We start from the raw sequence: 25933 nt of genomic DNA, 5'->3' as shown, positions 1-25933 counted from the left end.
GTGACTTATCAGGCAGGTTACCCCATGCAGTTCAGTGAATTATTGGCAGCGATTTCCACCCATGCGATCCGTCTTCAATTGGAAGAAGGCGACCTGATTATTCTCGGCGATGACGAAGCCCTGGATGACGATCTGTGGGATCAACTGATCGCGCACAAACCTCAATTGCTTGCCTTCGTGGCTGAACACGGCGGTGACTGGCTAAGCCCGGCTTACCGCATTACCCCCGACATGCTGGCACTGGTCACGCTCGACCAGCCGGCCATCGACCGCATTGTCGCCGCCATCCCCGGTGGCGCGGCGAATGTGCAGGATATTTACCCGTTGGCGCCGCTGCAGGAAGGCATGCTGTACCACCACCTTTCGGCGCAGCAAGGTGACCCCTACGTGCTGCACGCGCAGTTTGTGTTCGACAGCCGCGCGCGCCTTGACGCGTTTGCCGAGGCGCTGCAATGGGTGATCGACCGCCACGATATCCTGCGCACGTCCATGGCCTGGGAGCGTTTGGACGAACCGCTGCAAGTGGTGTGGCGCAAGGCAACCCTGGCCTGCGAAGAAGCCCATTTTGTCGACGGCGACCGCCTGGCGCAGTTGCTCGCCCGCTATGACGCCCGCGCCTATCGCATGGACCTGGGCCAGGCACCGTTACTGTGCCTGGTGTTTGCCAATGACCCGGCCAACCAGCGCGTGGTGGCGATGCTGTTGTTCCACCACACCATCCTCGACCACACCGCGCTGGACGTGGTGCGCCATGAGATCCAACTGTATCTGGCCGGTGAGCACGCCCAGGCGGCCGAGCCGGTGGCGTTTCGCAGCTATATCGCCCAGGTGCGCCACGGCGTCAGCGAACAGGCGCATGAGGCGTTCTTCCGCGACATGCTGGCGGATATCGATGCGCCGACTTTGCCCTTCGGCCTGCAGGATGTGCAAGGCGACGGGCACGGCATCGATGAAGTGCGTGTGCCCGTCGACAGCAGCCTGAGCCGCCGCCTGCGTGGCCTGGCACGGCCACTGGGCGTCAGCGTGGCGAGCATCATGCACCTGGCCCTGGCGCGCGTGCTGGGCGTGGTGTCCGGGCGCGATGCCGTGGTGTTCGGCACGGTGATGCTTGGCCGCATGGGCGCCGGCGATGGCGGTGAACGCGCGCTGGGTATGTTTATCAACACCTTGCCGTTGCGCGTGGATGTAGGCGAGCAGGGCGTGCGCGCCGGGGTCAAGGCCACCCACGAACGCCTCACCACCTTGCTCAATCACGAGCATGCGTCCCTGGCGCTGGCCCAGCGTTGCAGCGGTGTGGCGGCGCCGACGCCGCTGTTCAGTGCGATGCTCAACTACCGTCACAGTGCCGCCACCGATATGGCGACGGTGATCGAGGTGGCCGAGGGCATTCAGGTTCTGGGCGCCGAAGAGCGCACCAACTACCCGCTGACGGTCAACGTCGACGACCTGGGCGAAGACTTTGCACTGACGGTAATGGTCGATGCGTCCATCGGGGCGCAACGGGTCGCCGGTTACCTGCACACGACCCTGCACAGCCTGGCCGATGCCCTGGAGCAGCGACCGGATATGCCGCTCTGCGGCCTGAATATCCTGCCTGATACCGAACGTCACCATCTGCTGCACAGCCTCAATCAAAGCCCAACGCACTACAGCGACACGGCCCTGATCCACGCGCAAGTCGAAGCCCACGCCGCCGCTCAACCCAATGCCATCGCCCTGCGTTTCGACACCCAGCGCATCACCTACCGCCAACTCAACGAACGCGCCAACCAGGTCGCCCACCGCCTGCTGGCCGAGGGCATTCGCCCTGATGATCGCGTGGCGATCTACGTCGAGCGTGGCCCGGAGATGATTATTGGTCTGCTGGGTATCCTCAAGGCTGGCGCCGGTTATGTGCCCATCGACCCGGCTTACCCGCTGGAGCGCATCGCCTATACCCTGGCCGATAGCGCGCCAGTGGCCGTGTTGGTACAAGCCGACACGCAGCATCTGGTCGGTGATTTGACCCGCATCGACCTCAACAGCCTGCGTGCAGAATCCATCGTCAACCCGCGCGTTGCGCTCAGCCCGGCCAACTTGGCCTATGTGATTTACACCTCCGGCTCCACCGGGCTGCCCAAAGGCGTGATGATCGAACACCGCCACGTGGCGCGGCTGTTCACCGCCACCGAGCATTGGTTTGGCTTCAACGCCAATGATGTGTGGGCGCTGTTCCATTCCTTCGCGTTCGACTTCTCGGTCTGGGAGATCTGGGGCGCGCTGATGCACGGCGGCCAGTTGCTGATCGTGCCGCAACTGGTCAGCCGCTCGCCAGATGAGTGCTACGCGCTGATCTGTGACGCGGGTGTGAGCATCCTCAACCAGACGCCCAGCGCATTTCGCCAGTTGATCGCGGCCCAGAGCGCCCAGGCGCATTCACTGCGCCAGGTTATTTTCGGCGGCGAAGCCCTGGAACCGGGCATGCTCAAACCGTGGTACGCCCGCGCCATCAACGCTGGCACCCAATTGGTCAACATGTACGGCATCACCGAAACCACCGTGCACGTGACCTACCGCGCCCTGGAAGCGGCGGATGCGCAGTTGGTTGGCGTCAGCCCGATTGGTGTGCGCATTCCCGACCTGCAGCTGTATGTGCTGGATGCGCGTCGCGAGCCGTTGCCGATGGGTGTGGTCGGCGAGTTGTATGTCGGCGGCGCCGGTGTGGCGCGTGGTTACCTCAACCGTGACGAGCTGAATGCCGAACGCTTCCTGGCCGACCCGGCCACCGGCCTGCGCATGTACAAGACCGGTGACCTCGGCCGCCTGCTGGCCGATGGCAGCGTCGAATACCTGGGCCGTAACGATGACCAGGTGAAGATCCGCGGTTTCCGCATTGAACTGGGCGAAATCGAAGCCACTCTGGCCAGCGCCAACGGCGTGCGTGACGCGGTGGTTATCGCCCGTGAAGACGAGCCCGGTGACAAACGCCTGGTGGCCTACGTGATCGCCGAGCGCGAACTCGGTGCCGCTGAACTGCGCGACCATCTGCTGCTGAGCCTGGCCGAATACATGGTGCCCAGCGCCTTCGTGCTGCTGGACCAATTCCCGCTGACCACCAACGGCAAGCTCGACCGCAAAGCCTTGCCCGCGCCGGATGCCGACGCCCTCGCGCGGCGAGACTACGCCGCCCCGCAAGGCGCTGTGGAAAGCACCATCGCCGGCATCTGGCAGTCGCTGTTGAAACTCGACAACGTCGGGCGCGACGACAACTTCTTCGAGCTGGGCGGCCACTCGCTGCTGGCGGTCAAGCTGATCGAACGCATGCGCCAGGTGGAGTTGAGCTGCGACGTGCGCGTGTTGTTCGGCCAACCCACCTTGCGCGCACTCGCCGCGGCGGTGGGCGGGCAGCAGGAAGTCCAAGTGCCGGCCAATCGGATCACGGCGACCAGCGCACACATCAGCCCCGACATGCTGCCGCTGGTGGCGCTGGACCAGGCCGCCATCGACCATATCCTCCAGCACGTGCCCGGTGGCATCGCCAACGTGCAGGACATCTACGGCCTGGCGCCGTTGCAGGCCGGCATTCTGTATCACCACCTGGCAACCACCGAGGGCGACCCCTACGTGTTGCAGGTACAGTTCAGTTTTGCTGACCAAGCGGCGGTGGACGCGTTTACCCGCGCCTTGCACTGTGTGATCGAGCGTAACGACATCCTGCGCACCGGCATTCTGTGGGAAGGCCTGGATGAGCCGGTGCAAGTGGTGTTGCGCCAGGCGCCGCTGCACGTCGAGCGCCTCGACGTGCCGGCCGATGATGCGCTGGCGCAGCTGCAACAGCGCTTTGACCCACGCCATTTCCGCCTCGACCTGAGCCGCGCGTCGCTGATGCATTTCGGTTATGCGCAACAACAGGATGGCTTTGCAGGCATCCTGCTGCTGCACCATATCCTGCTCGACCACACCGCCCTGCAGGTGTTGGTGGAGGAGATGAGCGCCAGCCTGGCCGGCCACAGCACGCAACTGCCGCCGGCGGTGCAATACCGCAATTACGTGGCCCAGGCGCGTTTGGGCGTGACCCAGGCGCAACACGAAGCCTTCTTCAGCGACATGCTGGGTGATATTGACGAGCCCACGCTGGCGTTCGGTTTGCAGGATGTCAACGGCGACGGCAGCGGCATCGTCGAGGCGCATTTGCCGCTGGCCCCGGCGCTCAGCCAGGGCCTGCGCGAACAAGCGCGACAGCTGGGTGTCAGCAGCGCGAGCCTGGTGCACCTGGCCTGGGCGCAGGTGCTGGCCCAGGTCTCCGGCCAGCAGGACGTGGTGTTTGGCACCGTACTGCTGGGGCGCATGCAAGGCGGCGAAGGCGCCGACCGGGCGCTGGGCATGTTCATCAACACCTTGCCGCTGCGCGTCAGCCTGGGCGCCACCAGCGTGCAGGCCGGCGTGCGCGCCACCCATGCGCGCCTGGCGCAGTTGCTTGGGCACGAGCACGCTTCGCTGTCCCTGGCCCAGCGTTGCAGTGGTGTACCGGGTTCGTTGCCGCTGTTCAGTACCTTGCTCAACTTCCGTCACAGCGCCCCGGACGAGGCACCGGGAGACAGCCCGTTTGCCACGCACGGTATCGAGATTCTCAGTTCCCAGGAGCGCAGCAACTACCCGTTGGTGCTCAACGTCGATGACCTCGGCACCGGCTTTGCGCTGACCGTACAAGGCGTGGCCAGTCTGGATGTGCAGCGCGTGGGCGACTACATGCTCACCGCGCTCAGCCACCTGGTGACCGCGCTGCAACAAGCGCCGACCACCGCGTTGCAGGCGGTGTCGATTTTGCCGGCGGCCGAGCGTCACCAGCTGTTGGTCGAGTTCAACGCCACCGCGCGCCAATACCCGTCGCAGCTCACTGTGCACCAGCTGTTCGAAGCTCAGGCACTGGCGCGGCCCGAAGCCGTGGCGGCGGTGCAGGGTGCGTTGTCCTTGAGCTATCGTGACCTCAACCGCCGTGCCAACCGCCTGGCCCATCACCTGATCAACCAGGGCGTGCAACCGGGTGAGTGCGTGGCGATTGCGTTGCCACGCTCGCTGGATTTGCTGGTGAGCCAACTGGCGATCCTCAAGTGCGCAGCGGTGTATGTGCCGCTGGACATCAACGCGCCGCTCGAACGCCAGACCTTTATGGTGCAGGACAGCGGAGCGCGGCATGTACTCCATACCCTGGCCGACCTGAACCTGGATAGCCTGTCGCCGCGCAACCCGGAGCTTGCGCAGTCTTCGGACGAGGTGGCGTACATCATGTACACCTCCGGCTCCACTGGCGCGCCCAAAGGCGTGCAAGTGCCGCACCGCGCCGTCTCGCGGCTGGTACTCAACAACGGCTATGCCGATTTCAACGAGCGCGACCGCGTGGCCTTCGCCTCCAACCCGGCGTTCGACGCCAGCACCCTGGATGTGTGGGCGCCGTTGCTCAATGGCGGTTGCGTGGTGGTGGTCGAGCATGCGGTGCTGCTGTCCCAGGCCGCATTTGCCGAGCTGTTGCAGGAACAGGCCGTGAGCGTGCTGTGGATGACGGCAGGCTTGTTCCATCAATACGCCGACGCGTTGCTGCCGGTGCTGCGCCAGTTGCGCTACCTGATCGTCGGCGGCGATGTGCTTGACCCGCTGGTGATTGCCCGGGTGCTCAAGCACGGCAAGCCGCAACACCTGTTAAACGGCTACGGGCCGACCGAAGCCACCACCTTCTCGACCACGTTTGAAATCACCACGCCGGGCGCGGGCGCTGTGCCTATCGGCCGACCTATCGCAAATGCACAGGCCTATGTGCTGGATGCGCGCCAGCAGCCGCTGGCGTTGGGTGTGGTCGGCGAGCTGTACATCGGCGGTGCAGGCGTGGCCAAGGGGTACTTGAACCAGCCGCAACTGACGGCCGAAAAATTCATCCCCAACCCGTTCGGTGAAGGCCTGTTGTACCGCACCGGCGACCTTGCCAGCTGGCAGGCCGACGGTACCTTGCTGTACCAGGGGCGCAATGATTTGCAGGTGAAGATCCGTGGTTTCCGCATCGAGCCCGGCGAAATCGAGAGCTGCCTGGCGACCTTCCCAGACGTGCGCGATGTTGTGGTAGTGGCCCGCGAAGACGAGCCCGGCGACAAACGCCTGGTGGCGTACTACACCGCCTCGGCAGCGTTGCCAATCGAAGCCCTGCGCGGCCATCTGCAAGGCCAGCTACCGGATTACATGGTGCCGTCGGCTTATATGTGGCTTGAGCTGTTACCGCTTACCGCCAATGGCAAGCTGGACCGCAAAGGCCTGCCGGTGCCGGATCAAAGTGCGCTGCTCAGCCGTGGCTACGAAGCCCCGGAAGGTGAAGTGGAAACCGTGCTGGCGCAGATCTGGCAGGACGTGCTCAAGCTCGAACGCGTCGGGCGCCATGATCATTTCTTCGAGTTGGGCGGGCATTCGTTGCTGGCGGTCAGCCTGATCGAACGCATGCGCCAGGTCGGCCTGAGCGCGGACGTGCGCGTGCTGTTCAGCCAGCCGAGCCTGGCGGCACTCGCGGCGGCAGTCGGCAGTGGGCGTGAAATTGTGGTGCCGGCCAATGGCATTGTGCCGGGCTGCACACAGATCACGCCGTCGATGCTGACCCTGGTGCAGCTTGATCAACCGGCAATCGAGCGCATCGTCGCCAACGTGCCCGGTGGTGCGGCCAATGTGCAGGATATCTACCCGCTGGCGCCGTTGCAGGAAGGCATTCTTTATCACCATATCAGCGCCGAACAGGGCGACCCGTACCTGCTGCAATCGCGCATGGCGTTCGATAGCCTGGAGCGTTTGCACGGCTTTATGGGCGCGCTGCAACAGGTAGTAGCGCGTCACGACATCCTGCGCACCGGCGTGGTCTGGGAAGGGTTGGACAGCCCGGTGCAAGTGGTCTGGCGCGACGCGCAACTGAGTGTGCAGGAGGTGATCCTGGACCCGGCCGAGGGCGGCATCATCGAGCAATTGCACGCACGTTTCGATGCCCGTCACTACCGCCTGGATATTACCCAGGCGCCATTGCTGCGCATGGTTTACGCCCAGGACCCGGCGAATAACCGAGTCGCAGCGATCCTGCTGTTCCACCACCTGGCGCTGGACCATACGGCCATGGAAGTGGTGGGCCAGGAGATGCGCGCGTTTCTGTTCAACCAGGCGGACGCGCTGCCCGTGGCGGCGCCGTTTCGCAACTACGTGGCCCAGGCACGCCTGGGCGTGAGCGTGGCCGAGCATGAACAGTTCTTCGGCGCCATGCTCGCCGATGTGGACGAACCGACCTTGCCGTTTGGCGTGCAGGACGTGCAGGGTGATGGCCGTGATATCGAAGAGGCCGAGCAGCACCTGGACGCGGCGCTGGCCATGCGCGTGCGTGAGCAGGCGCGCCTGTTGGGCGTAAGTGCGGCGAGCCTGATGCACCTGGCCTGGGCGCAAGTGCTGGGCCTGGTGTCCGGGCGTGATGACGTGGTGTTTGGCACTGTATTGATGGGGCGCATGCAGGCAGGTGAGGGCGCCGATCGGGCGCTGGGCATGTTTATCAACACCTTGCCGCTGCGGGTGAATGTCGCGGCGGGCGCCGCCGTGGCGGTCAAGGCCACCCATTCGCGCTTGAGCGCCTTGCTCGGGCACGAACACGCGTCCCTGGCGCTGGCCCAGCGTTGCAGCGGCGTGCCGACCAGCGTGCCGCTGTTCAGCGCCTTGCTCAATTTCCGCCACAGCCGCCCCGACGAAATGGCCCGCGATGGCCACGGCATCTGGGAAGGCGTGCAACTGCTGGGCGGTGAAGAGCGCAGCAACTACCCGCTGACCTTGAGCGTGGATGATTTTGGCGCAGGCTTTGGCCTCAGCGTGCTGGCGCTGCCGCAGATCGGCGCCCAGCGCCTGTGCGGCTATATGCATAACGCCGTGGAGCAACTGGTCGAGGCCTTGGAAAACGCCGCCGATACCGCGCTCAACCGCCTGCCGATACTGCCGTCGGCCGAACGCGACACCCTGCTGCGTGAATTCAACACGACGGCTGCAGATTTCCCCACCGGGCACACCCTGCACGGTGCCTTTGAAGCCCAGGTCGAGCGCCAGCCCCACGCAATTGCGGTGCAGCAGGGCGAACGGTCGCTGACCTACCAGCAACTCAATCAACGCGCCAACCAACTGGCCCATCACCTGCTCGCGCTCGGCGTACGGCCCGACGATCGCGTGGCGATCTGCTGCCGTCGTGGCCCGCAGATGCTCATCGGGCTGCTGGGCATACTCAAGGCCGGCGCCGGTTATGTGCCGATCGACCCGGCCTATCCCGCCGAGCGTATCGCCTATCTGTTGCAGGACAGTGCGCCGGTGGCCGTGCTGGCCGAGCCCAGTACGCAAGCGTTGCTGGGGGCGTTCGCCACAGTCGACCTGCTGGGCGAAAGCTGGCAGCACCACGCCGTCAGCAATCCGCAGCTCGCAGCGCTGACCCCGGCGCACCTGGCCTATGTGATCTACACCTCCGGCTCCACCGGCCAGCCCAAAGGCGTGATGGTGGAGCACCGCAATGTGGAAAACCTGGTGCACTGGCACTGCGAAGCCTTCGGCCTGGATGCGCGCAGCCATACCAGCAGTGTCGCCGGTTTTGGCTTCGACGCCATGGCCTGGGAAGTCTGGCCGGCGCTGTGTGCCGGTGCGACCCTGCATTTGCCGCCTGTCACGGTGGGCAATGAAAACGTCGACGAACTGCTGGCCTGGTGGCTGGCGCAGCCGCTGGACGTCAGCTTCCTGCCCACGCCAGTGGCCGAATACGCCTTCAGCCAGCACCTGCAACACCCGACCTTGCGCATCCTGCTGATTGGCGGCGACCGCCTGCGGCAGTTCACCCAGGAGCGACGTTTTGCGCTGATCAACAACTACGGACCGACCGAGGCCACGGTGGTCGCCACCTCCGGCCGTGTCCGCGCCGGGCAGGCGCTGCATATCGGCCGGCCGGTGGCGAATGCCAGCACCTACTTGCTCGATGCACAGCTGCGCCCGGTGCCGGTGGGCGTGGCCGGTGAGCTGTATGTGGGCGGCAGCGGCGTGGCGCGCGGTTACCTGAACCGTGCGGACCTGACCGCCGAACGCTTCCTGCAAGACCCGTTCAACCCGGGGCGCATGTACCGCACCGGCGACCTGGCGCGCTGGTTGCCCGACGGTAATATCGAGTACCTGGGCCGCAATGATGATCAGGTCAAAGTGCGTGGCGTACGCGTGGAGCTGGGCGAGATCGAAAGTCGCCTGGCGGCAGTGGAAGGCGTTGGCGAGGCCGTGGTGCTGGTGCGCGAAGGCCGTTTGCTGGCCTGGTTCACGGAAAACTACCCGCTGGCGATTGAAACCCTGCGTTCGCAGCTACAAGCACAACTGCCCGACGCGCTGGTGCCGGTGGCCTACATCAAGCTCGACGCATTGCCCCTGACCGCCAACGGCAAGCTGGATCGCAAGGCCTTGCCGGAACCTGACCAGGCGGCATTGCTCAGCCGCGACTTTGAAGCGCCCCAGGGCGCAGTGGAAACCACCCTGGCGCGGATCTGGGCCGAGGTGTTGCAGGTCGAACAGGTCGGCCGTCATGACCACTTCTTCGAGCTCGGCGGCCATTCGTTGCTGGCCGTGAGCCTGATCGAACGCATGCGTCAAGCGGACCTCAGCGCGGATGTCCGTGTGCTGTTCAGCCAGCCGACCCTGGCCGCGCTGGCGGCTGCCGTGGGCAGTGGCCGCGAAGTGCAGGTGCCGGCGAACCGGATCGCAGCCGATTGCCTGCGCATCACGCCGGACATGCTGCCCCTGGTTGATATCGACCAGTCGACCCTCGATCACGCCGTCAGCCGCATCCCCGGTGGCGCCGCCAATGTGCAGGATATCTACCCGCTGGCGCCGTTGCAGGAGGGCATTCTTTACCACTACCTCACCGCCGAACAGGGCGACCCGTACCTGCTGCAATCGCACCTGGCCTTCGACAGCCTCGAGCGCCTGCAGGCCTTCGCCCATGCGCTGCAACAGGTGATCGACCGCCATGACATCCTGCGCACGGGTGTGGTCTGGGAAGGCCTTGCGCAACCGCTGCAAGTGGTGTGGCGCCAGGCCCGATTGCCGCTTGAAGAGCTGCAGTTGCAGGGCGATGTACTCGCCGGCCTGCACGCGCGTTTTGATGCGCGGCGTTATCGCCTGGACATCAGCCAGGCGCCGCTTATCTGCCTCAAGTACGCCAAGGACCCGGCCAACCAGCGCGTGGTGGTGGTGTTGCTCTATCACCATATTGCGCTGGACCACACCGCGTTCGACGTGGTGCTGCGTGAAATGCAAGGGCATTTGTTGGGGCACGCCGCCCCGACGGCGGCGCCGATGCCGTACCGCAACTACGTGGCCCAGGCGCGATTGGGCGTCAGTGAGCAGGAGCACGAGGCGTTCTTTCGCGAGATGCTCGCCGATGTCGATGAACCGACCTTGCCGTTCGGCTTGCAGGACGTGCGCGGCGACGGCAGCGCGATTGAGGAACACAGCCTGCACCTGGACAACGACCTCAACCGCCGCCTGCGAGCCCAGGCACGTATACTCGGTGTGAGCACGGCGAGCCTGTTCCACCTGGCCTGGGGCCAAGTGTTGGCGGCCACTTCGGGGCGCCACAGCGTGGTGTTCGGCACCGTGCTGGTCGGCCGATTGCAAGGCGGTGAGGGCGCTGATCGTGCGCTCGGGGTGTTTATCAATACCTTGCCGCTGCGCCTGGATATCGACGCGCAAGGCGCACGCGATGCCGTGCGTGCCACCCACACGCGGCTCACCGCGTTGCTCGGCCATGAGCACGCGTCCCTGGCCCTGGCCCAGCGTTGCAGCGGGGTGGCGGCCCCGGCGCCGTTGTTCAGCTCGATGCTCAACTATCGCCATCGCGGCGCCGCGACGCGTTCTGCCGAGGCGCAACACGCCTGGGAAGGCATGCAGACGCTGGTCAACGATGGCCGCACCAACTACCCGCTGACCCTCAACGTGGATGACTTGGGCGATGGTTACGATATCACCGCCCTGGCGCAGGTTGACGCGCAACGGGTGTGTGGTTACCTGCAGAACGCCCTGGCCGGGCTGGTCGAAGCCTTGGAGCAGGCACCGCACCAGGCGCTCAATCGCCTGCCGATCCTGGGCGCCGAGGAACGCCAAAAACTGCTGGTAGCGTTCAACGCCACCGAGGTCGCTTACAACCTCGACCAGACCCTGCACGGCCTGTTCGAGGCTCAGGTCGAACGCACCCCTGATGCGGTGGCGGTCAAGGCCGGTGACCAGCAGTTGACCTACCGGGCACTCAACGAACGCGCCAACCGCCTGGCCCATCACCTGCGCGAACTCGGCGTGCAGCCGGATTCGCGCGTGGGTATTTGCGTCGAGCGTGGCCTGGACATGGTGGTCGGCCTGTTCGCGATCCTTAAGGCGGGTGGCGGTTATGTGCCGCTGGACCCGGCGTATCCACTCGAACGCATCGCTTACATGCTGCAAGACAGCGCACCGGTGGTGGTGTTGGCGCAAGACGCGACCCGCCAGTTGTTGGGCGACGTGCCGGTGCTGGACCTGGATCACGTCACCTGGCAACAGCAGAGCGCGAGCAACCCGCAGGTGCCGGGCCTGACCGCCCGGCACCAGGCCTATGTGATCTACACCTCCGGCTCCACCGGCCAGCCCAAAGGCGTGATCAATGAACACGCCGGCGTGGTCAACCGCTTGCTGTGGATGCAGGACGCCTATGGCCTCAAGGCCCATGACGCGGTGCTGCAGAAAACCCCGTTCAGCTTCGACGTGTCGGTGTGGGAATTTTTCTGGCCGCTGTTTACCGGCGCACGGTTGGTGATGGCCCGCCCGGGTGGGCACAAAGAGCCGGAGTACCTGTGCCAGGTGATCGAGGCTGAGCAGATCACCACCTTGCATTTCGTGCCGTCGATGCTCGATGTGTTCCTGGCCCATGGTGATGTCAGCCAGGCCAAAGGGCTGGCGCGGGTGATGTGCAGCGGCGAAGCCTTGCCGGGCAGCCTGGTACGGCGCTTCAAAGCACAACTGCCGGGGGTTGGGCTGTACAACCTGTATGGCCCGACAGAAGCGGCGGTCGATGTCACCGCGTGGAACTGCGCACGGCCCGACGTGCCGGACAACACGCCGATCGGCAAGCCGATTGCCAATACACGCATGTACGTGCTGGACGCCCAGTTGCAGCCGGTGCCGTTGGGGGTGGTGGGTGAGTTGTTTATCGGCGGCGTGCAAGTGGCGCGCGGGTATCTGAACCGCCCGGAGCTGACCGCCGAACGTTTCCTCAAGAACCCGTTCACCAGCGGGCGCATGTACCGCACGGGCGACGTCGGTCGTTACCTGCCCGACGGCAATATCGAATACCTGGGCCGCAACGATGACCAGGTGAAGATCCGTGGCCTGCGCATCGAACTGGGCGAAATCCAGGCGCGCTTGCTGGAGCATCCGCAGGTCAACGAGGCCGCCGTGGTCGCCCGCGAGGACCGTCTGGTGGCGTACTACACCGGCGCACACACCGACATCGACCGCTTGCGCGCCCACCTGTTGCAGCACTTGCCGGACTTTATGGTGCCCGCCGTGTTTGTGCACCTCGACGCATTGCCACTGAGCCCCAACGGCAAGCTCGACCGCAAGGCACTGCCGGTGCCGGGCATGGACGCACTGAATGTGCGCGAATACGCGGCCCCCGAAGGCGACACCGAAATCCTCATGGCAGCGCTGTGGGCCGAGTTGCTCAACGTTGAGCGCGTTGGGCGCCATGACAACTTCTTTGAACTGGGTGGGCACTCGCTGCTGGCCGTGAGCTTGATCGGACGCCTGCGCCAGGAAGGCCTGGAAGCCGATGTGCGGGCGCTGTTCGAACAGCCGAGCCTGGCCGGCTACGCCGCTATTACCGAACGAATGGAGATCGTCCTGTGAGCATTTCTGAGTTATTGAGCACGCTGAAAACCAAGGACGTGCAACTGGCGCTCAAGGGCGAGCAGTTGTCGGTGCAAGGCAACAAACAAGCGCTGAGCGACCCTTTGATCCTGGCGGCGTTGCGCGAGCACAAAGCGGCCTTGATCGAACTGATCAAGGCCGGTGAATACTCGGCCTCCAAGGCCGGCGAAGTGCAGGTGCCGGCCAATGGCATCCCGCTAGGTGCCGAGCACATCACCCCGGCGATGCTGAGCCTGTCGACGTTGAGCCAGGACGAGATCGAGCGCATCGTGGCCACGGTCGACGGCGGTGTGGCGAATATCCAGGACATTTACCCGCTGGCGCCGTTGCAGGAAGGCATTCTGTTCCACCACGTCAGCGCCGAGCAGGGCGACCCCTATGTGATGCAGTCGCAGTTCGCGTTCGACAGCCTGGAGCGTTTCGAGGCCTTTGCCCAAGCGTTGCAGCGCGTGATGGACCGCCACGATATCCTGCGCACCGGCGTGGTCTGGGACGGTTTGCAGCAACCCTCGCAAGTGGTGTGGCGCCAGGCACGCCTGCCGGTGCAGGCGCTGCAATTGAACCCGGCCGACGGCGATATTGCCGCTCAACTGCACGGGCTGTTCGATGCCCGCCACTATCGCCTCGACGTGACCCGGGCGCCGCTGCTGCGCCTGGTGCGGGCCGACGACCGGCTGAACCAGCGCATTGTCGCCACCTTGCTGTTCCACCATATGGCCCTCGACCACAGCGCCCTCGAAGTGGTGTGCCATGAAATGCAGGCGTGCCTGCTGGGGCAGGGCGCGGCGCTTGGCCAGGCCGTGCCGTTTCGCAATTATGTGGCGCAGGCACGCCTGGGTATCAGCGAGCCGGAACACGAAAATTTCTTCCGCCAGATGCTCGGCGACATCAGCGAGCCGACCTTGCCATACGGCTTGCAGGACGTGCAGGGCGATGCCCGTGGCATCGGCGAAGTCAGCCTGCCTTTGCCCGCAGCACTCAGCCGGCGGTTGCGCGCGCAAGCCCGGCAATTGGGGGTGAGTGCCGCCAGCCTGTTCCATATGGGCTGGGCGCAGGTGTTGGCGGTGCTGGCCGGTAAAGAGCAGGTGGTGTTCGGCACCGTATTGATGGGCCGCATGCAAGGCAGCCATGCCACGGATCGGGCGCTGGGCATTTTCATCAACACCTTGCCGTTTCGCGTCGACGTGGACGCCCAGGACCTACGCACCGGGGTCAAGGCCACCCACGCGCGGCTCACCACCTTGTTGCGCCATGAACACGCGCCGCTGGCCCTGGCCCAACGCTGCAGCGGGGTGGTGGCGCCGACGCCGCTGTTCAGCGCCTTGCTCAACTATCGCCACAGCGCCCCGGCCGCCAGCGCCGAAGCCGTGTCGGCCTGGCAAGGGATCGCCGCGCTCAGCGCCGAAGAACGCACCAACTACCCGCTGACCCTGAGTGTGGATGACCTGGGTGAAGGCTTTGGCCTGAGCCTGCTGGCCAGCCAGCGGGTCGATCCGCAGCGCGTGTGCAGCTATCTGCAAACCGCCCTGGAGAACCTGGTGACGGCGCTGGAGCAAGCACCGCACACCGCGCTCAATCAGCTGTCGGTGCTGCCTGCCGCCGAGCAGCAACTGTTGCTTGAGCAGTTCAACGCCACCCACGCCGATTTCCCCCAGAGCAGTACCTTGCACGGCCGCGTCGAAGCCCAGGCCGCGCTCACGCCGGACGCGATCGCCGCCGTGCAGCAGGGCCGCCAACTGACTTACGCCGAACTCAACCAGCAAGCCAACCTGCTTGCCCATCACCTGTTGGCGCTGGGGGTCAAACCCGATGACCGCGTAGCCATCGTCGCGCGGCGTGGCCTGGACACCCTGGCCGGGTTGCTGGCCATCCTCAAGGCCGGTGCCTGCTACGTGCCGGTGGACCCATCGCACCCGGCCGAGCGCCTGAGCTACCTGCTGAGCGACAGCGCCCCGGTGGCGGTGCTGACCCAACAGGCACTGCTCGAGCGCTTGCCGGCGCTGGACGTGCCGGTGATCCAGCTGGACCGCTACACCTGGCAGCACCATTCAGCCAGCAATCCAAAAGCCGCCGTCAGCCCTTCGAACCTCGCCTATGTGATCTACACCTCCGGCTCCACCGGCCTGCCCAAAGGGGTGATGGTGGAGCACCACACGGTGGCCAACCTGGTGGACTGGCATTGCCGCGCCTTTGACTTGTGCGCCGGGCGCCACACCGCCAGTGTTGCCGGCTTTGGTTTTGATGCGATGGCCTGGGAAGTGTGGCCGGCGCTGTGTGTCGGCGCGACCCTGCACCTGCCGCCCGCCACGGACGGCGCCGAAGATATCGACGCGCTGCTGAGCTGGTGGTGCGCGCAGCCACTGGACGTGTGCTTCCTGCCCACGCCGGTGGCCGAATACGCGTTCAGCCAGCACATCGAACACCCTACATTGCGCACCTTGCTCATCGGCGGTGACCGCCTGCGCCAGTTTGCGCGGGCACAGCGATTTGAGCTGATCAACAACTACGGCCCCACCGAAGCCACGGTGGTTGCCACTTCCGGCAAGGTCGAAGCAGGCCAGCCGTTGCATATCGGCAAACCGGTGGCCAATGCCACGGTGTACCTGCTCGATGAACAACAACGGCCGGTGCCATTGGGGGTAGCCGGTGAGCTGTACGTGGGTGGCAAGGGCGTGGCGCGTGGTTACCTCAACCGCCCGGACCTGACCGCCGAGCGCTTCCTGCAAGACCCGTTCAACCCGGGGCGCATGTACCGCACCGGCGACCTGGCGCGTTGGTTGCCGGACGGTACGCTTGAATACCTGGGGCGCAACGATGATCAGGTGAAGATCCGTGGCATGCGTATCGAGCTTGGCGAGATTGAAACCCAGCTCGGCCAACTGCCTGGGATCCAGGAAACGGTGGTGCTGGTGCGCGAGGAGCGACTGGTCGCCTATTTCACCGAGAGCCCGCAACTCGACCCGCTGGCGGTCGGTGATATCCGCGCCCACCTGGTTGCGCATCTGCCGGACTACATGGTCCCGGTCGCCTATGTGAAGCTCGAGGCGTTGCCACTCACCGCCAACGGCAAGCTCGACCGCAAGGCCTTGCCAGCGCCGGACATGGCCGCGGTGTTTACCCGCGAATACGCAGCGCCCGAGGGCGAGATCGAAAGCGTGCTCGCGCAGATCTGGGCCGATGTGCTGCAGGTGCAGCGTGTCGGGCGGCACGACCATTTCTTCGAACTGGGCGGGCACTCGTTGCTGGCGATGCGCATGGTCTCGCAAGTGCGCCAGCGCCTGGGGGTGGAACTGGTGCTGGGCGACTTGTTTGCCAATGCGGAGCTGGCGGCGGTCGCCGCAGTGCTGGCGCAGTCAGGGCGCAGCACCTTGCCGGATATTCTGCCGGCCAATCGTGATGAGCTCGTGCCGTTGTCGTTCGCCCAGCAGCGCCTGTGGTTTCTGGCGCTGATGGAAGGCGCAAATACCGCCTATAACATTCCCATCGGCCTGCGTTTGCGTGGCCAGTTGCATGTCGAGGCGCTGCAACGGGCGCTGGCGCGCATTGTTGCGCGGCATGAAACCCTGCGCAGCCGCTTTGCCCAACAGGGCGACCAAGCCCAGGTACTGATCGTACCGGCTGAAGACATGCTGCCCCTTCAAGTGCAGGATTTGCGCCGCCACCCGCAACCGCAGCAGGCGCTGGATGCCTTGATTCAGGGCGAAGCCTCGGCACCGTTCGACCTGGAGCGCGGCCCGTTGCTGCGTGGGCGCCTGGTGGTGATGGCCGACGATCACCATGTGCTGCTGCTGACCCTGCACCATATCGTTTCCGATGGCTGGTCGATGGGCGTGCTCACCCGTGAGTTGATGGCGCTGTATCAAGCCTTCAGCCACGGCATGCCTGACCCATTGCCAAGCCTGCCGATTCAGTACGGCGACTTCGCCGTGTGGCAGCGTTTGTGGCTGAGCGGCGAAGTGCTGCAGCGCCAAAGTACCTATTGGCAACAGGCACTGGCCGGTGCGCCGGCCTTGCTCACGCTGCCTACCGATCGCCCACGCCCTGTGCAGCAGGACTACGCCGGCAACAGCGTCGAAGTGCGCCTGGACGAACGCCTGACCGCCGGGCTCAAGGCCTTGAGCCAACGCCATGGCACCACGCTGTACATGACCTTGATGACGGCCTGGGCCTCCCTGCTGGCGCGGCTGTCCGGGCAACACGACCTGGTGATCGGCACGCCAGTGGCCAACCGTACCCGCAGCGAGGTGGAAGGGCTGATCGGCCTGTTCGTCAACACCCTGGCGGTGCGCATCGACACCTCGGGCGAGCTGAGCACCGAGGCCTTGCTGGCACGGGTCAAGGCGCTGACGCTGGCGGCCCAGGCGCATCAGGACTTGCCATTTGAGCAGGTGGTGGAAATCACCCGGCCGGTGCGCAGCCTGGCCCACAGCCCGCTGTTCCAGACCCTGCTGAGCTGGCAGGACAGCAGCGCGCCGACCCTGGCGCTGGGCGACCTGGCCCTGGAAGGCATCGTCGAGAACAGCCACTTTGCCAAGTTCGACCTGTCGTTGAACCTGGGTGAAGTGCAGGGCAGCATTCTCGGCGCGCTTGAATTTGCCGTGGCGCTGTTTGATGAGTCGACCTTGCAGCGGTACGCCGGGTATTTCACCCGCACCTTGCAGGCAATGGTCGATAACGACCAGGCGGTGTTGGAACATGCGCCGTTGTTGGATGAGTGTGAGCGTCAGCACCTGCTGGTCGATCTCAACGCCACCGCGGTGGACTACAACCTCGACCAGACACTGCACGGGATGTTTGAAGCGCAGGTGGTGCGCACGCCGAACGCGATTGCGGTGAAGGCAGGTGAGCGGCAACTGACCTACGCTGAGCTGAATGCGCAGGCTAATCAGCTGGCCCATCACCTGCTGGCGCTGGGTGTACAGCCGGATTCGCGGGTGGCGATCTGCGTCGAGCGCAGCCTGGAGATGGTCATTGGCCTGTATGCGATCCTCAAGGCCGGCGCGGCGTATGTGCCGCTGGACCCGGCTTATCCGCAGGAGCGCCTGGCCTACATGCTGCAAGACAGTGCGCCGCTGGTGGTGCTGGCCCAAGGCGCAACACGTGGCTTGCTCGGCGCAGTGGCGGTAGTCGACCTGGACCAGCCCACCTGGCAGCATCTGCCCGCAGGCAACCCTCACGTCCAGGGCGTGAGCGCCTATGTGATCTACACCTCCGGCTCCACCGGCCAGCCCAAAGGCGTGATCAACGACCACGCCGGGGTAGTCAACCGCCTGCTGTGGATGCAGGACGAATACGGCCTGAACGCGCAGGATTCGGTGCTGCAGAAAACCCCGTTCAGCTTTGACGTATCGGTGTGGGAATTCTTCTGGCCGCTGTTTACCGGCGCGCGTCTGGTGATGGCGCGCCCCGGCGGGCACAAAGAGCCCGAATACCTGTGCGACGTGATCGAGGCCGAACAGATCACTACCTTGCACTTTGTGCCGTCGATGCTCGATGTGTTCCTGGCCCACGGCGATGTCAGCCAGGCCATAGGGCTAGCGCGGGTGATGTGCAGCGGCGAAGCCTTGCCGGGCAGCCTGGTGCGGCGCTTCAAGCAGCAACTGCCAGGCAGCGAGCTGCATAACCTGTATGGGCCGACCGAAGCGGCCGTCGACGTCACCGCCTGGAACTGTGCCGGTCTGGTAACCCCGGACAACACGCCGATCGGCAAACCCATCGCCAACACCCGCATGTACCTGCTCGACAGCCAGTTGCAACCGGTGCCGCTGGGTGTGGTGGGCGAGTTGTTTATCGCGGGTGTACAAGTGGCGCGGGGGTATCTGAACCGGCCGGAGCTGACCGCCGAGCGTTTCCTTGACGACCCCTTCAGGCAGGGGCGCATGTACCGCACCGGTGATGTCGGGCGTTACTTGCCGGACGGCAATATCGAGTACCTGGGGCGCAATGATGACCAGGTGAAAATTCGTGGTTTGCGCATCGAGCTGGGTGAAGTCCAGGCGCGGCTGCTCGAGCATCCTCAGGTCAACGAAGCCGCTGTGATCGCCCGTGAAGAGCGGCTGGTGGCTTACTACACCGGCACGCCGAGCGACATCGACGCGCTGCGCGGTCATCTGCTGCGGCATCTGCCGGAGTTCATGGTGCCGGCGATTTTCGTGCATCTGCAGGCGTTGCCGCTCAGCCCCAACGGCAAGCTCGACCGCAAGGCGCTGCCGGCGCCGGGCCTGGATTCGGTGGTGGTGCGCGAGTACGAAGCGCCCCGGGGCGATACCGAAATGGCCTTGGCCAGCCTGTGGGCCGAACTGCTCAATGTTGAGCGCGTGGGCCGTCACGACAACTTCTTTGAACTGGGCGGGCATTCGCTGCTGGCCGTCAGTCTGATGGGGCGCATGCGTCGCCTGGGCTTGTCGGCGGATGTGAAGGTGCTGTTCGGCCAGCCGACGCTCTCGGCGTTGGCGGCGGCGCAGGGCCGTGGGCGCGAAGTGGCGGTGCCGGCCAATGGCATCGCCGAAGGCTGCAGCCACATCACCCCGGCTATGTTGCCCTTGATCCAGATGGACCAGGCTGCCGTCGACCGCATCGTCGCGTGCATTCCCGGCGGTGCGGCGAATGTGCAGGATATCTACCCGCTGGCGCCGTTGCAGGCCGGCATCCTGTATCACCATCGGGCTGTGCTTGAAGGCGATGCCTACCTGTTGCGGGCGCAGTTTGCCTTCGATAGCCGTCTGCGCCTGGACGCCTTTGCCCATGCATTGCAGGCGGTGATCCAGCGGCATGACATCCTGCGTTCCTCCTTCCATTGGGAGGGCCTGGAAGAACCGGTGCAAGTGGTTTGGCGTGAGGCCTCGCTCAGCGTTGAAGCCGGTGCTGTGCCGCAGCGCCTGGACCTGACGCAAGCGCCGTTGATGCGGTTGATCTATACCGAGGAACCGTTGCGCGTGGTCGCCACGTTGTTGTTCCATCATTTGGTGATGGACCACGTCGCGCTGGACATCCTGCAGCATGAAATGCAGGCGTTCCTGCTCGGTAGTCAGCACACCCTGGGCGCGGCCGTCCCGTATCGAAACTATGTGGCCCAGACTGTGGCCCAGACCCGCCTGGGCGTTGACAATCACGAAACCTTCTTGCGCGAAATGCTCGGTGAAATAGACGAGCCAACCGACGTCCAATACCTGGGCGCCGATGAACACGCGCATCTGGCCGTCGACCCGCAGTTGAGCCAGCGTCTGCGCACCCAGGCGCGCCAGGCTGGAGTGAGTGCCGCCAGCCTGATGCACCTGGCCTGGGCGCAGGTGCTGGGCAAGGTCAGTGGCCGCGAACAGGTGGTGTTCGGCACTGTAATGCTCGGCCGCCTGCAAGGCGGCGAAGGTGCCGAGCGCGCCATGGGCGTATTTATCAATACCTTGCCGCTGCGCGTTGACCTGGGTGAACGCGCGGTACGCACGGCGTTGCGTGCCACCCATGCGCGCCTGACCCAATTGCTCAGTCATGAGCACGCGCCGCTGGCATTGGCCCAGCAGTGCAGCGGCGTGCCAGTGGGTACGCCGTTGTTCAACGTGCTGTTCAACTACCGCCACAGCGCGCCGCACAGTGGTGGCGTGGCCGACGCATGGCAGGGGATTGCGCTGCTCAGTGCCGAGGAGCAGACCAATTACGGGGTGTCGGTGAGTGTCGATGACCTTGGTGAGGGTTTCAGCCTGACCGCCATGGGGCAGGGCGCCCGGCGTTTGTGTGATTACCTGAACATTGCCCTTGAGCAACTGGTTGAGGCGCTGGAGCACCACAGTGATAGGGGCATCAGCCGCTTGCCAATCCTGCCGGCGGCCGAGCGTCAACAGCTGGCAGGTTTCAATGCCACCACCCGTGTGTTCCCCCGCGAGCACACGGTGCAGCGCTTGTTCGAAGCCCAGGCCCACGCACGGCCTGACGCGGTGGCTGCGTTGCACGCTGACGCGGTACTGAGCTACGGCGAACTCAACACCCGCGCCAACCGCTTGGCCCATCACCTGATGAGCCTGGGTGTGCGCCCGGCCGATAACGTCGCGATCCTGCTGCCGCGCTCCCTGGACCTGCTGGTCAGTCAATTGGCGATCCTCAAGTGTGCGGCGGCCTATGTGCCGCTGGACATAAACGCACCCGCCGAACGCCAGGGCTTCATGTTGCAGGACAGCGGCGCGAGCTGGCTGGTGACCCGCAGTGACGCGGCGCTTGAGTTCCCGGCGCGGCGCCTGGACCTGGACACCCTGACCCTGGACCCGCAACCGAGCCACAACCCTGACCTGTCGCAGTCCTCGGACAGCGTGGCGTACATCATGTACACCTCCGGCTCCACGGGCACACCGAAGGGCGTATTGGTGCCTCATCGCGGCATCACACGGCTGGTGCTCAACAACGGTTACGCCGACTTCAACGCCGCCGACCGCGTGGCGTTTGCCTCCAACCCGGCGTTCGACGCCAGCACCATGGATGTGTGGGGCGCGCTGCTCAACGGCGGCCAGGTGCAGGTGATCGACCATTCCACGTTGCTCGACCCCGCTGCATTCGGCCGTGCGCTGCACGGTGCGACGGTGTTGTTCGTGACCACCGCGTTGTTCAACCAGTACGTGCAGATGATCCCCGAAGCCCTGGCCGGCTTGCGCATTTTGCTCTGCGGCGGCGAGCGTGCCGACCCGGCGGCGTTCCGCAGCCTGCTGGCGCAGGCGCCGGGCTTGCGCCTGGTGCATTGCTACGGGCCGACTGAAACCACCACCTACGCCACCACTTACGAGGTGCAGGCGATCGCCGCCGATGCTGACAGCGTGGCGGTCGGTCGACCGATTTCCAACACGCAGATTCATGTGCTGGATGCGTACTTGCAGCCACTGCCGGTGGGCGTGATCGGCGAAATCTGCATCGGCGGTGACGGCGTGGCCAAGGGTTATTTGAACCGGCCGGAGCTGACCGCCGAGAAGTTTGTCGACGACCCGTTCAACCCAGGCGCCTTGATGTACCGCACCGGCGACCTTGGCCGCTGGACAGCGGACGGCTTGCTGGAGTGCATCGGGCGTAACGACGACCAAGTGAAGATCCGTGGTTTCCGCATCGAGTTGGGCGAGATCGAAGCGCGCCTGGCGACCTTGGCGAGCATCCAGGACGTAGTGGTGCTGGCCCGTGAGGACGTGCCCGGCGACAAGCGCCTGGTGGCGTATTTCACCTGGGCTGGCGAGCCCGTAGACATCGACAGTGTGCGTGCGCACCTGCACGGCCAGTTGCCGGACTACATGCTGCCGTCGGCCTATGTGCCGCTGGCGCAGTTGCCGCTGACGGCCAATGGCAAGATCGATCGCAAAGCCTTGCCGGTTCCGGCGTTGGAGGCCTTGCTCAGCCGCGACTTCGAGGCGCCGGCCGATGCACTGGAGCAGTCGCTCGCCGGCCTGTGGGCCAAGGTGTTGAAACTTGAGCAGGTGGGGCGTCACGACAGCTTCTTTGAGCTGGGCGGGCATTCCTTGCTGGCGATTCGACTGGTCAACCTGATGGAGGCAGCGGGCTTGCAGGTGTCGCTGGCCGAGCTGTTCCAGCACGTCAGCGTGGCCTCGGTGGCGGCGATGTTGCGCCAGCGCACCGGCGAGCCGGTGCGCGACACCTCGCTGATTACCGTGCGCAGCAGCGGATCGCAGCCGCCGTTGTTTCTGGTGCACGAGTTCAGTGGCATGGACGTGTATTTCCCGGCGCTGGGTCAGCACTTGCCCGGCGACTATCCGATCTACGGCCTGCCGGGCGCGGCACTGGGCGAGGCGCACCTGAACACCATGGAAGGCTTGGCGGCGCGCATGGTCGGCCTGATCCGCGAGGTTCAGCCACACGGGCCTTACCGCGTGGCGGGCTGGTCGTTTGGCGGCGTACTGGCCTATGAAGTGGCGATGCAATTGCTGGGGCTGGATGAGCCGGTGGCGTTCCTCGGCCTGATCGACAGCTACGTGCCGCGCATGACCGACCAAGGCAAGGCGCGCTGGAGTGGGCCGGATGCGCTTAAGCGGCATTTGCTGTTGCAGTGCACGGCGTATTGGAACGCACAGGGAGGTGTGGATGAACTGGCGAGCCTTGAACAGCTTGAGGCGGGCATTGGACAGCTGGACTTTGCGGGTTTGCTGCAACGCTGTCGCGATCAAGGTCTGCTATACGCGCAAATGGCAGAGGCTACGGACGCGGACCTCTTGAGTTTTATCGAGCGTGAAGTCGGCCACGGGCATGCGCTGGCGCACTACAGCCTGTTCCCGCTGCCGGTGCCGGTGCATCTGTTCAGTGCCCGTGAACGGCCGACCGAGCTGTCGCGGCGCAGTGAGTCGCTGGGCTGGGAAGACGCCTTGGCGCCTGGGCAATTGCGCCGGGTCGAGGTGCCGGGCGATCACCAAAGCATGATGCAGGCGCCGCATATTCAAGGCTTGGGCGCGGCGATGGCGCAGGCCCTGGCCGCGAGTGCGCCGGTGACGGAAGCGGTGCATCAACCGGTGCTGCGCATTCAGAGTGGGCGTGCGGGGTTTGCGCCGGTGTTTTGTGTGCCAGGAGCGGGTGACAGCGTCACCGGGTTTGTGGGGTTGGGCGAGGCACTCGGGCGCGACTGGCCGCTGTTCGGTTTGCAGCCGCGCGGGCTGGATGGCGAGGCGGTGCCCCATAGCCAGGTGGAAGCGGCAGCGCAGTGTTACCTGGCGGCGCTGGCGCACGAGTGTCCGCGTGGGCCGGTGCATCTGGTCGGGCATTCATTTGGTGGCTGGGTCGCGCTGGAGATGGCGCTGCGCTTGCAGGCGATGGGCCGTGAGGTGGCGTCGTTGACGGTGATCGACAGTGAATCACCGGGCGGTGCGGGCAAGCCTTATTCGACCACGGCCGCGTTGTTGCGCTTGATTGAGGCCATGCAGTTGTCGGCGGGCAAGTCGCTGGGCATTGACCGGGTGGAGTTTGCCGGGCGCGATGAGGTGGCGCAGCAGCAATGGCTGCATGCGGGGATGGTGAGCGTGGGTTTGTTGCCGGGGCGTGCCAGTGTGGATGCGATGGCGGGGCCGGCGCGTACTTATGCGGCGGCGTTGCGCACGGTGTATCGGCCGGCGCAGCGGTTCAACGGGGTGGTGCGGTTGGTGTTGGCGCAGGATCCGGCGTTGGATGCGGCGGGTAATCAGCGTGAGCAGGGGTTGATGGTGGAAGGGTGGCGGCGCCAGGGGAACGGGTTGCAGGTTTGGTATGGCGCGGGGAATCACTTTACGTTGCTTAAGGCGCCGAATGTTTTGGGGTTGGCGCGGTGGTGGCTTGAGGGGGTGGTGGTTGGGGAGGTGGTGTCGTGAGGGGGGAATGCCGGGTACATATCCGTTGTCTTTGTGATGGCGACTTAGGGTTCCGCTCTTACAGCGGGTCACTTTTGGCAAACGCCCCAAAAGTAACCAAAAGGTCTGTGCCCCACCACTCGGTGCCTCGCCTAGGCTCGGCATGCCCGCACTCCGGCTTGAATCCGTGGGCCGCCGCGATGGGCCATCCTTGGCCCAGCGCGGCTAACCCGGCGTCCTGCCGGGTTACCCACGGATTCAAGCCTGCGTTCGGCCATCGTGGTTAACGGGGCGCCTCAGATCAAAAGCAAGATCAAAAGCAGAGCACGGCGGCCTAGTAGCCGACCTGAGTGGTTAGATCAAAAGCGAAAAGCGGATTTGCATACGCCTGGGATCTGCTTTTCTGTGGGAGCTGGCTTGCCTGCGATGCAGACACCTCGGTACATCAGGCACACCGAGTTGATGCCATCGCAGGCAAGCCAGCTCCCACACTGGACCGTGCCGTTTTAGGCCCTCTTCATCTTTTTATGGTCATTTATGGAAAAGTCAAAGTTTCGCAAAATTGGAATGCTCGCGGTATTGGCTGTTGCCATTGGCCTGGTGGTGTACACGGTGCAGGCACCCGCCGATGCGCCGCAGTACCTCACTGCCACGGCTGAGCGCGGTGATATTGAGAATGCTGTGTTGGCCACCGGTTTGCTCGAGGGCATCAAGCAGGTCGATGTCGGCGCGCAGGTGTCGGGGCAGTTGAAGTCGCTCAAGGTCAAGGTCGGCGACAAGGTGAAGAAGGGCCAGTGGCTGGCCGAAATCGACCCGCTAATCCTGCAGAACACCTTGCGCAAGGCCCAGGTGGATGAGGAAAACCTGCAGGCCCAGCGCCGCGCCACGGCGGCGCAGCTCAAGCAGGCCAAGTCGGTGTATGAGCGCTACAAGGGCTTGCAGGTGGATGAGTCGGTATCGCGCCAGGATTTTGAAGACGCCGAGTCCACGTTCCAGGTGCAACAGGCCAACCTGTTGTCGCTGGATGCGCAGATCAAAAGCGCGCATATCCAGATCGATACCGCCAAGGTCAATCTGGCGTACACGCGCATCGTCGCGCCCATTGACGGCGATGTAGTCGGCATCGTCACGCAGGAAGGCCAGACCGTGATCGCCAACCAGTTGGCGCCGGTGCTGCTCAAGCTGGCCGACCTGGACACCATGACCGTCAAGGCCCAGGTGTCGGAGGCCGATGTGATCCATATCAGCCCCGGCCAGCAGGTGTATTTCACCATCCTGGGTGAAGCCGACAAGCGCTACTACGCCAAGCTGCGTGGCACGGAGCCGGCGCCGCAGAACTTCCTCGAAACCCAGACCGCCGGTACGCCCAAGCAGAACACCGCGGTGTTTTACAACGCGCTGTTCGACGTGCCTAACCCGGACCATCGTCTGCGCATCGCCATGACCGCCCAAGTGCGTATTGTGCTCGACACTGCCCAGGCGGCCTTGATAGTGCCGGTGGCGGCGCTTGGTGCGCGCAATAACGACGGCACTTACCCGTTACGGGTGCTGGACGCCAAGGGCAAGGCGCTGTCGCGGGATGTGAAAACCGGCATCAATAACAACGTCAAGGTGCAGATCCTGGAGGGCCTGGCCGAGGGCGACAAAGTCGTGATCGGCGACGCCAGCCCAGCTGTGGCGGGGAACTGAGC

General features: G+C 64.8%; 3 protein-coding genes. All 3 read left to right on the top strand.

Annotated features, from left to right (window positions below; all coding sequences use genetic code 11):
• The first annotated feature begins 24 nt into the window (after nt 1–24).
• The 3 genes from AB4P96_RS19280 to macA all read left to right on the top strand — a co-directional run bounded on the left by AB4P96_RS19280 (nt 25) and on the right by macA (nt 25931).
• On the top strand, nt 25–12930 hold the full coding sequence (locus AB4P96_RS19280) for an amino acid adenylation domain-containing protein (protein WP_395599943.1): 12906 nt from the start codon (nt 25–27) through the stop codon (nt 12928–12930).
• Nucleotides 12927–24263, top strand: a complete 11337-nt coding sequence (locus AB4P96_RS19275) for an amino acid adenylation domain-containing protein (protein WP_395599942.1) — start codon at nt 12927–12929, stop codon at nt 24261–24263. The genes AB4P96_RS19280 and AB4P96_RS19275 overlap by 4 nt, the downstream gene beginning before the upstream one ends.
• Nucleotides 24264–24779: 516 nt before the next feature.
• Nucleotides 24780–25931, top strand: a complete 1152-nt coding sequence (macA, locus tag AB4P96_RS19270; RefSeq protein ID WP_017134518.1) for a macrolide transporter subunit MacA — start codon at nt 24780–24782, stop codon at nt 25929–25931.
• Nucleotides 25932–25933: the final 2 nt, after the last annotated feature.

The organism is Pseudomonas sp. B19125 (assembly GCF_044218855.1).
GTDB lineage: Bacteria > Pseudomonadota > Gammaproteobacteria > Pseudomonadales > Pseudomonadaceae > Aquipseudomonas > Aquipseudomonas edaphica.
Note: the sequence above shows the minus strand (reverse complement) of the source record. Positions and strands in the feature narration are given on the sequence as shown.

Bases quoted from the DNA above. Each gene is read 5' to 3' on its own strand.
- AB4P96_RS19280 (WP_395599943.1), top strand. From the start codon at position 25: ATGCAGTTCAGTGAATTATTGGCAGCGATTTCCACCCATGCGATCCGT.
- macA (WP_017134518.1), top strand. From the start codon at position 24,780: ATGGAAAAGTCAAAGTTTCGCAAAATTGGAATGCTCGCGGTATTGGCT.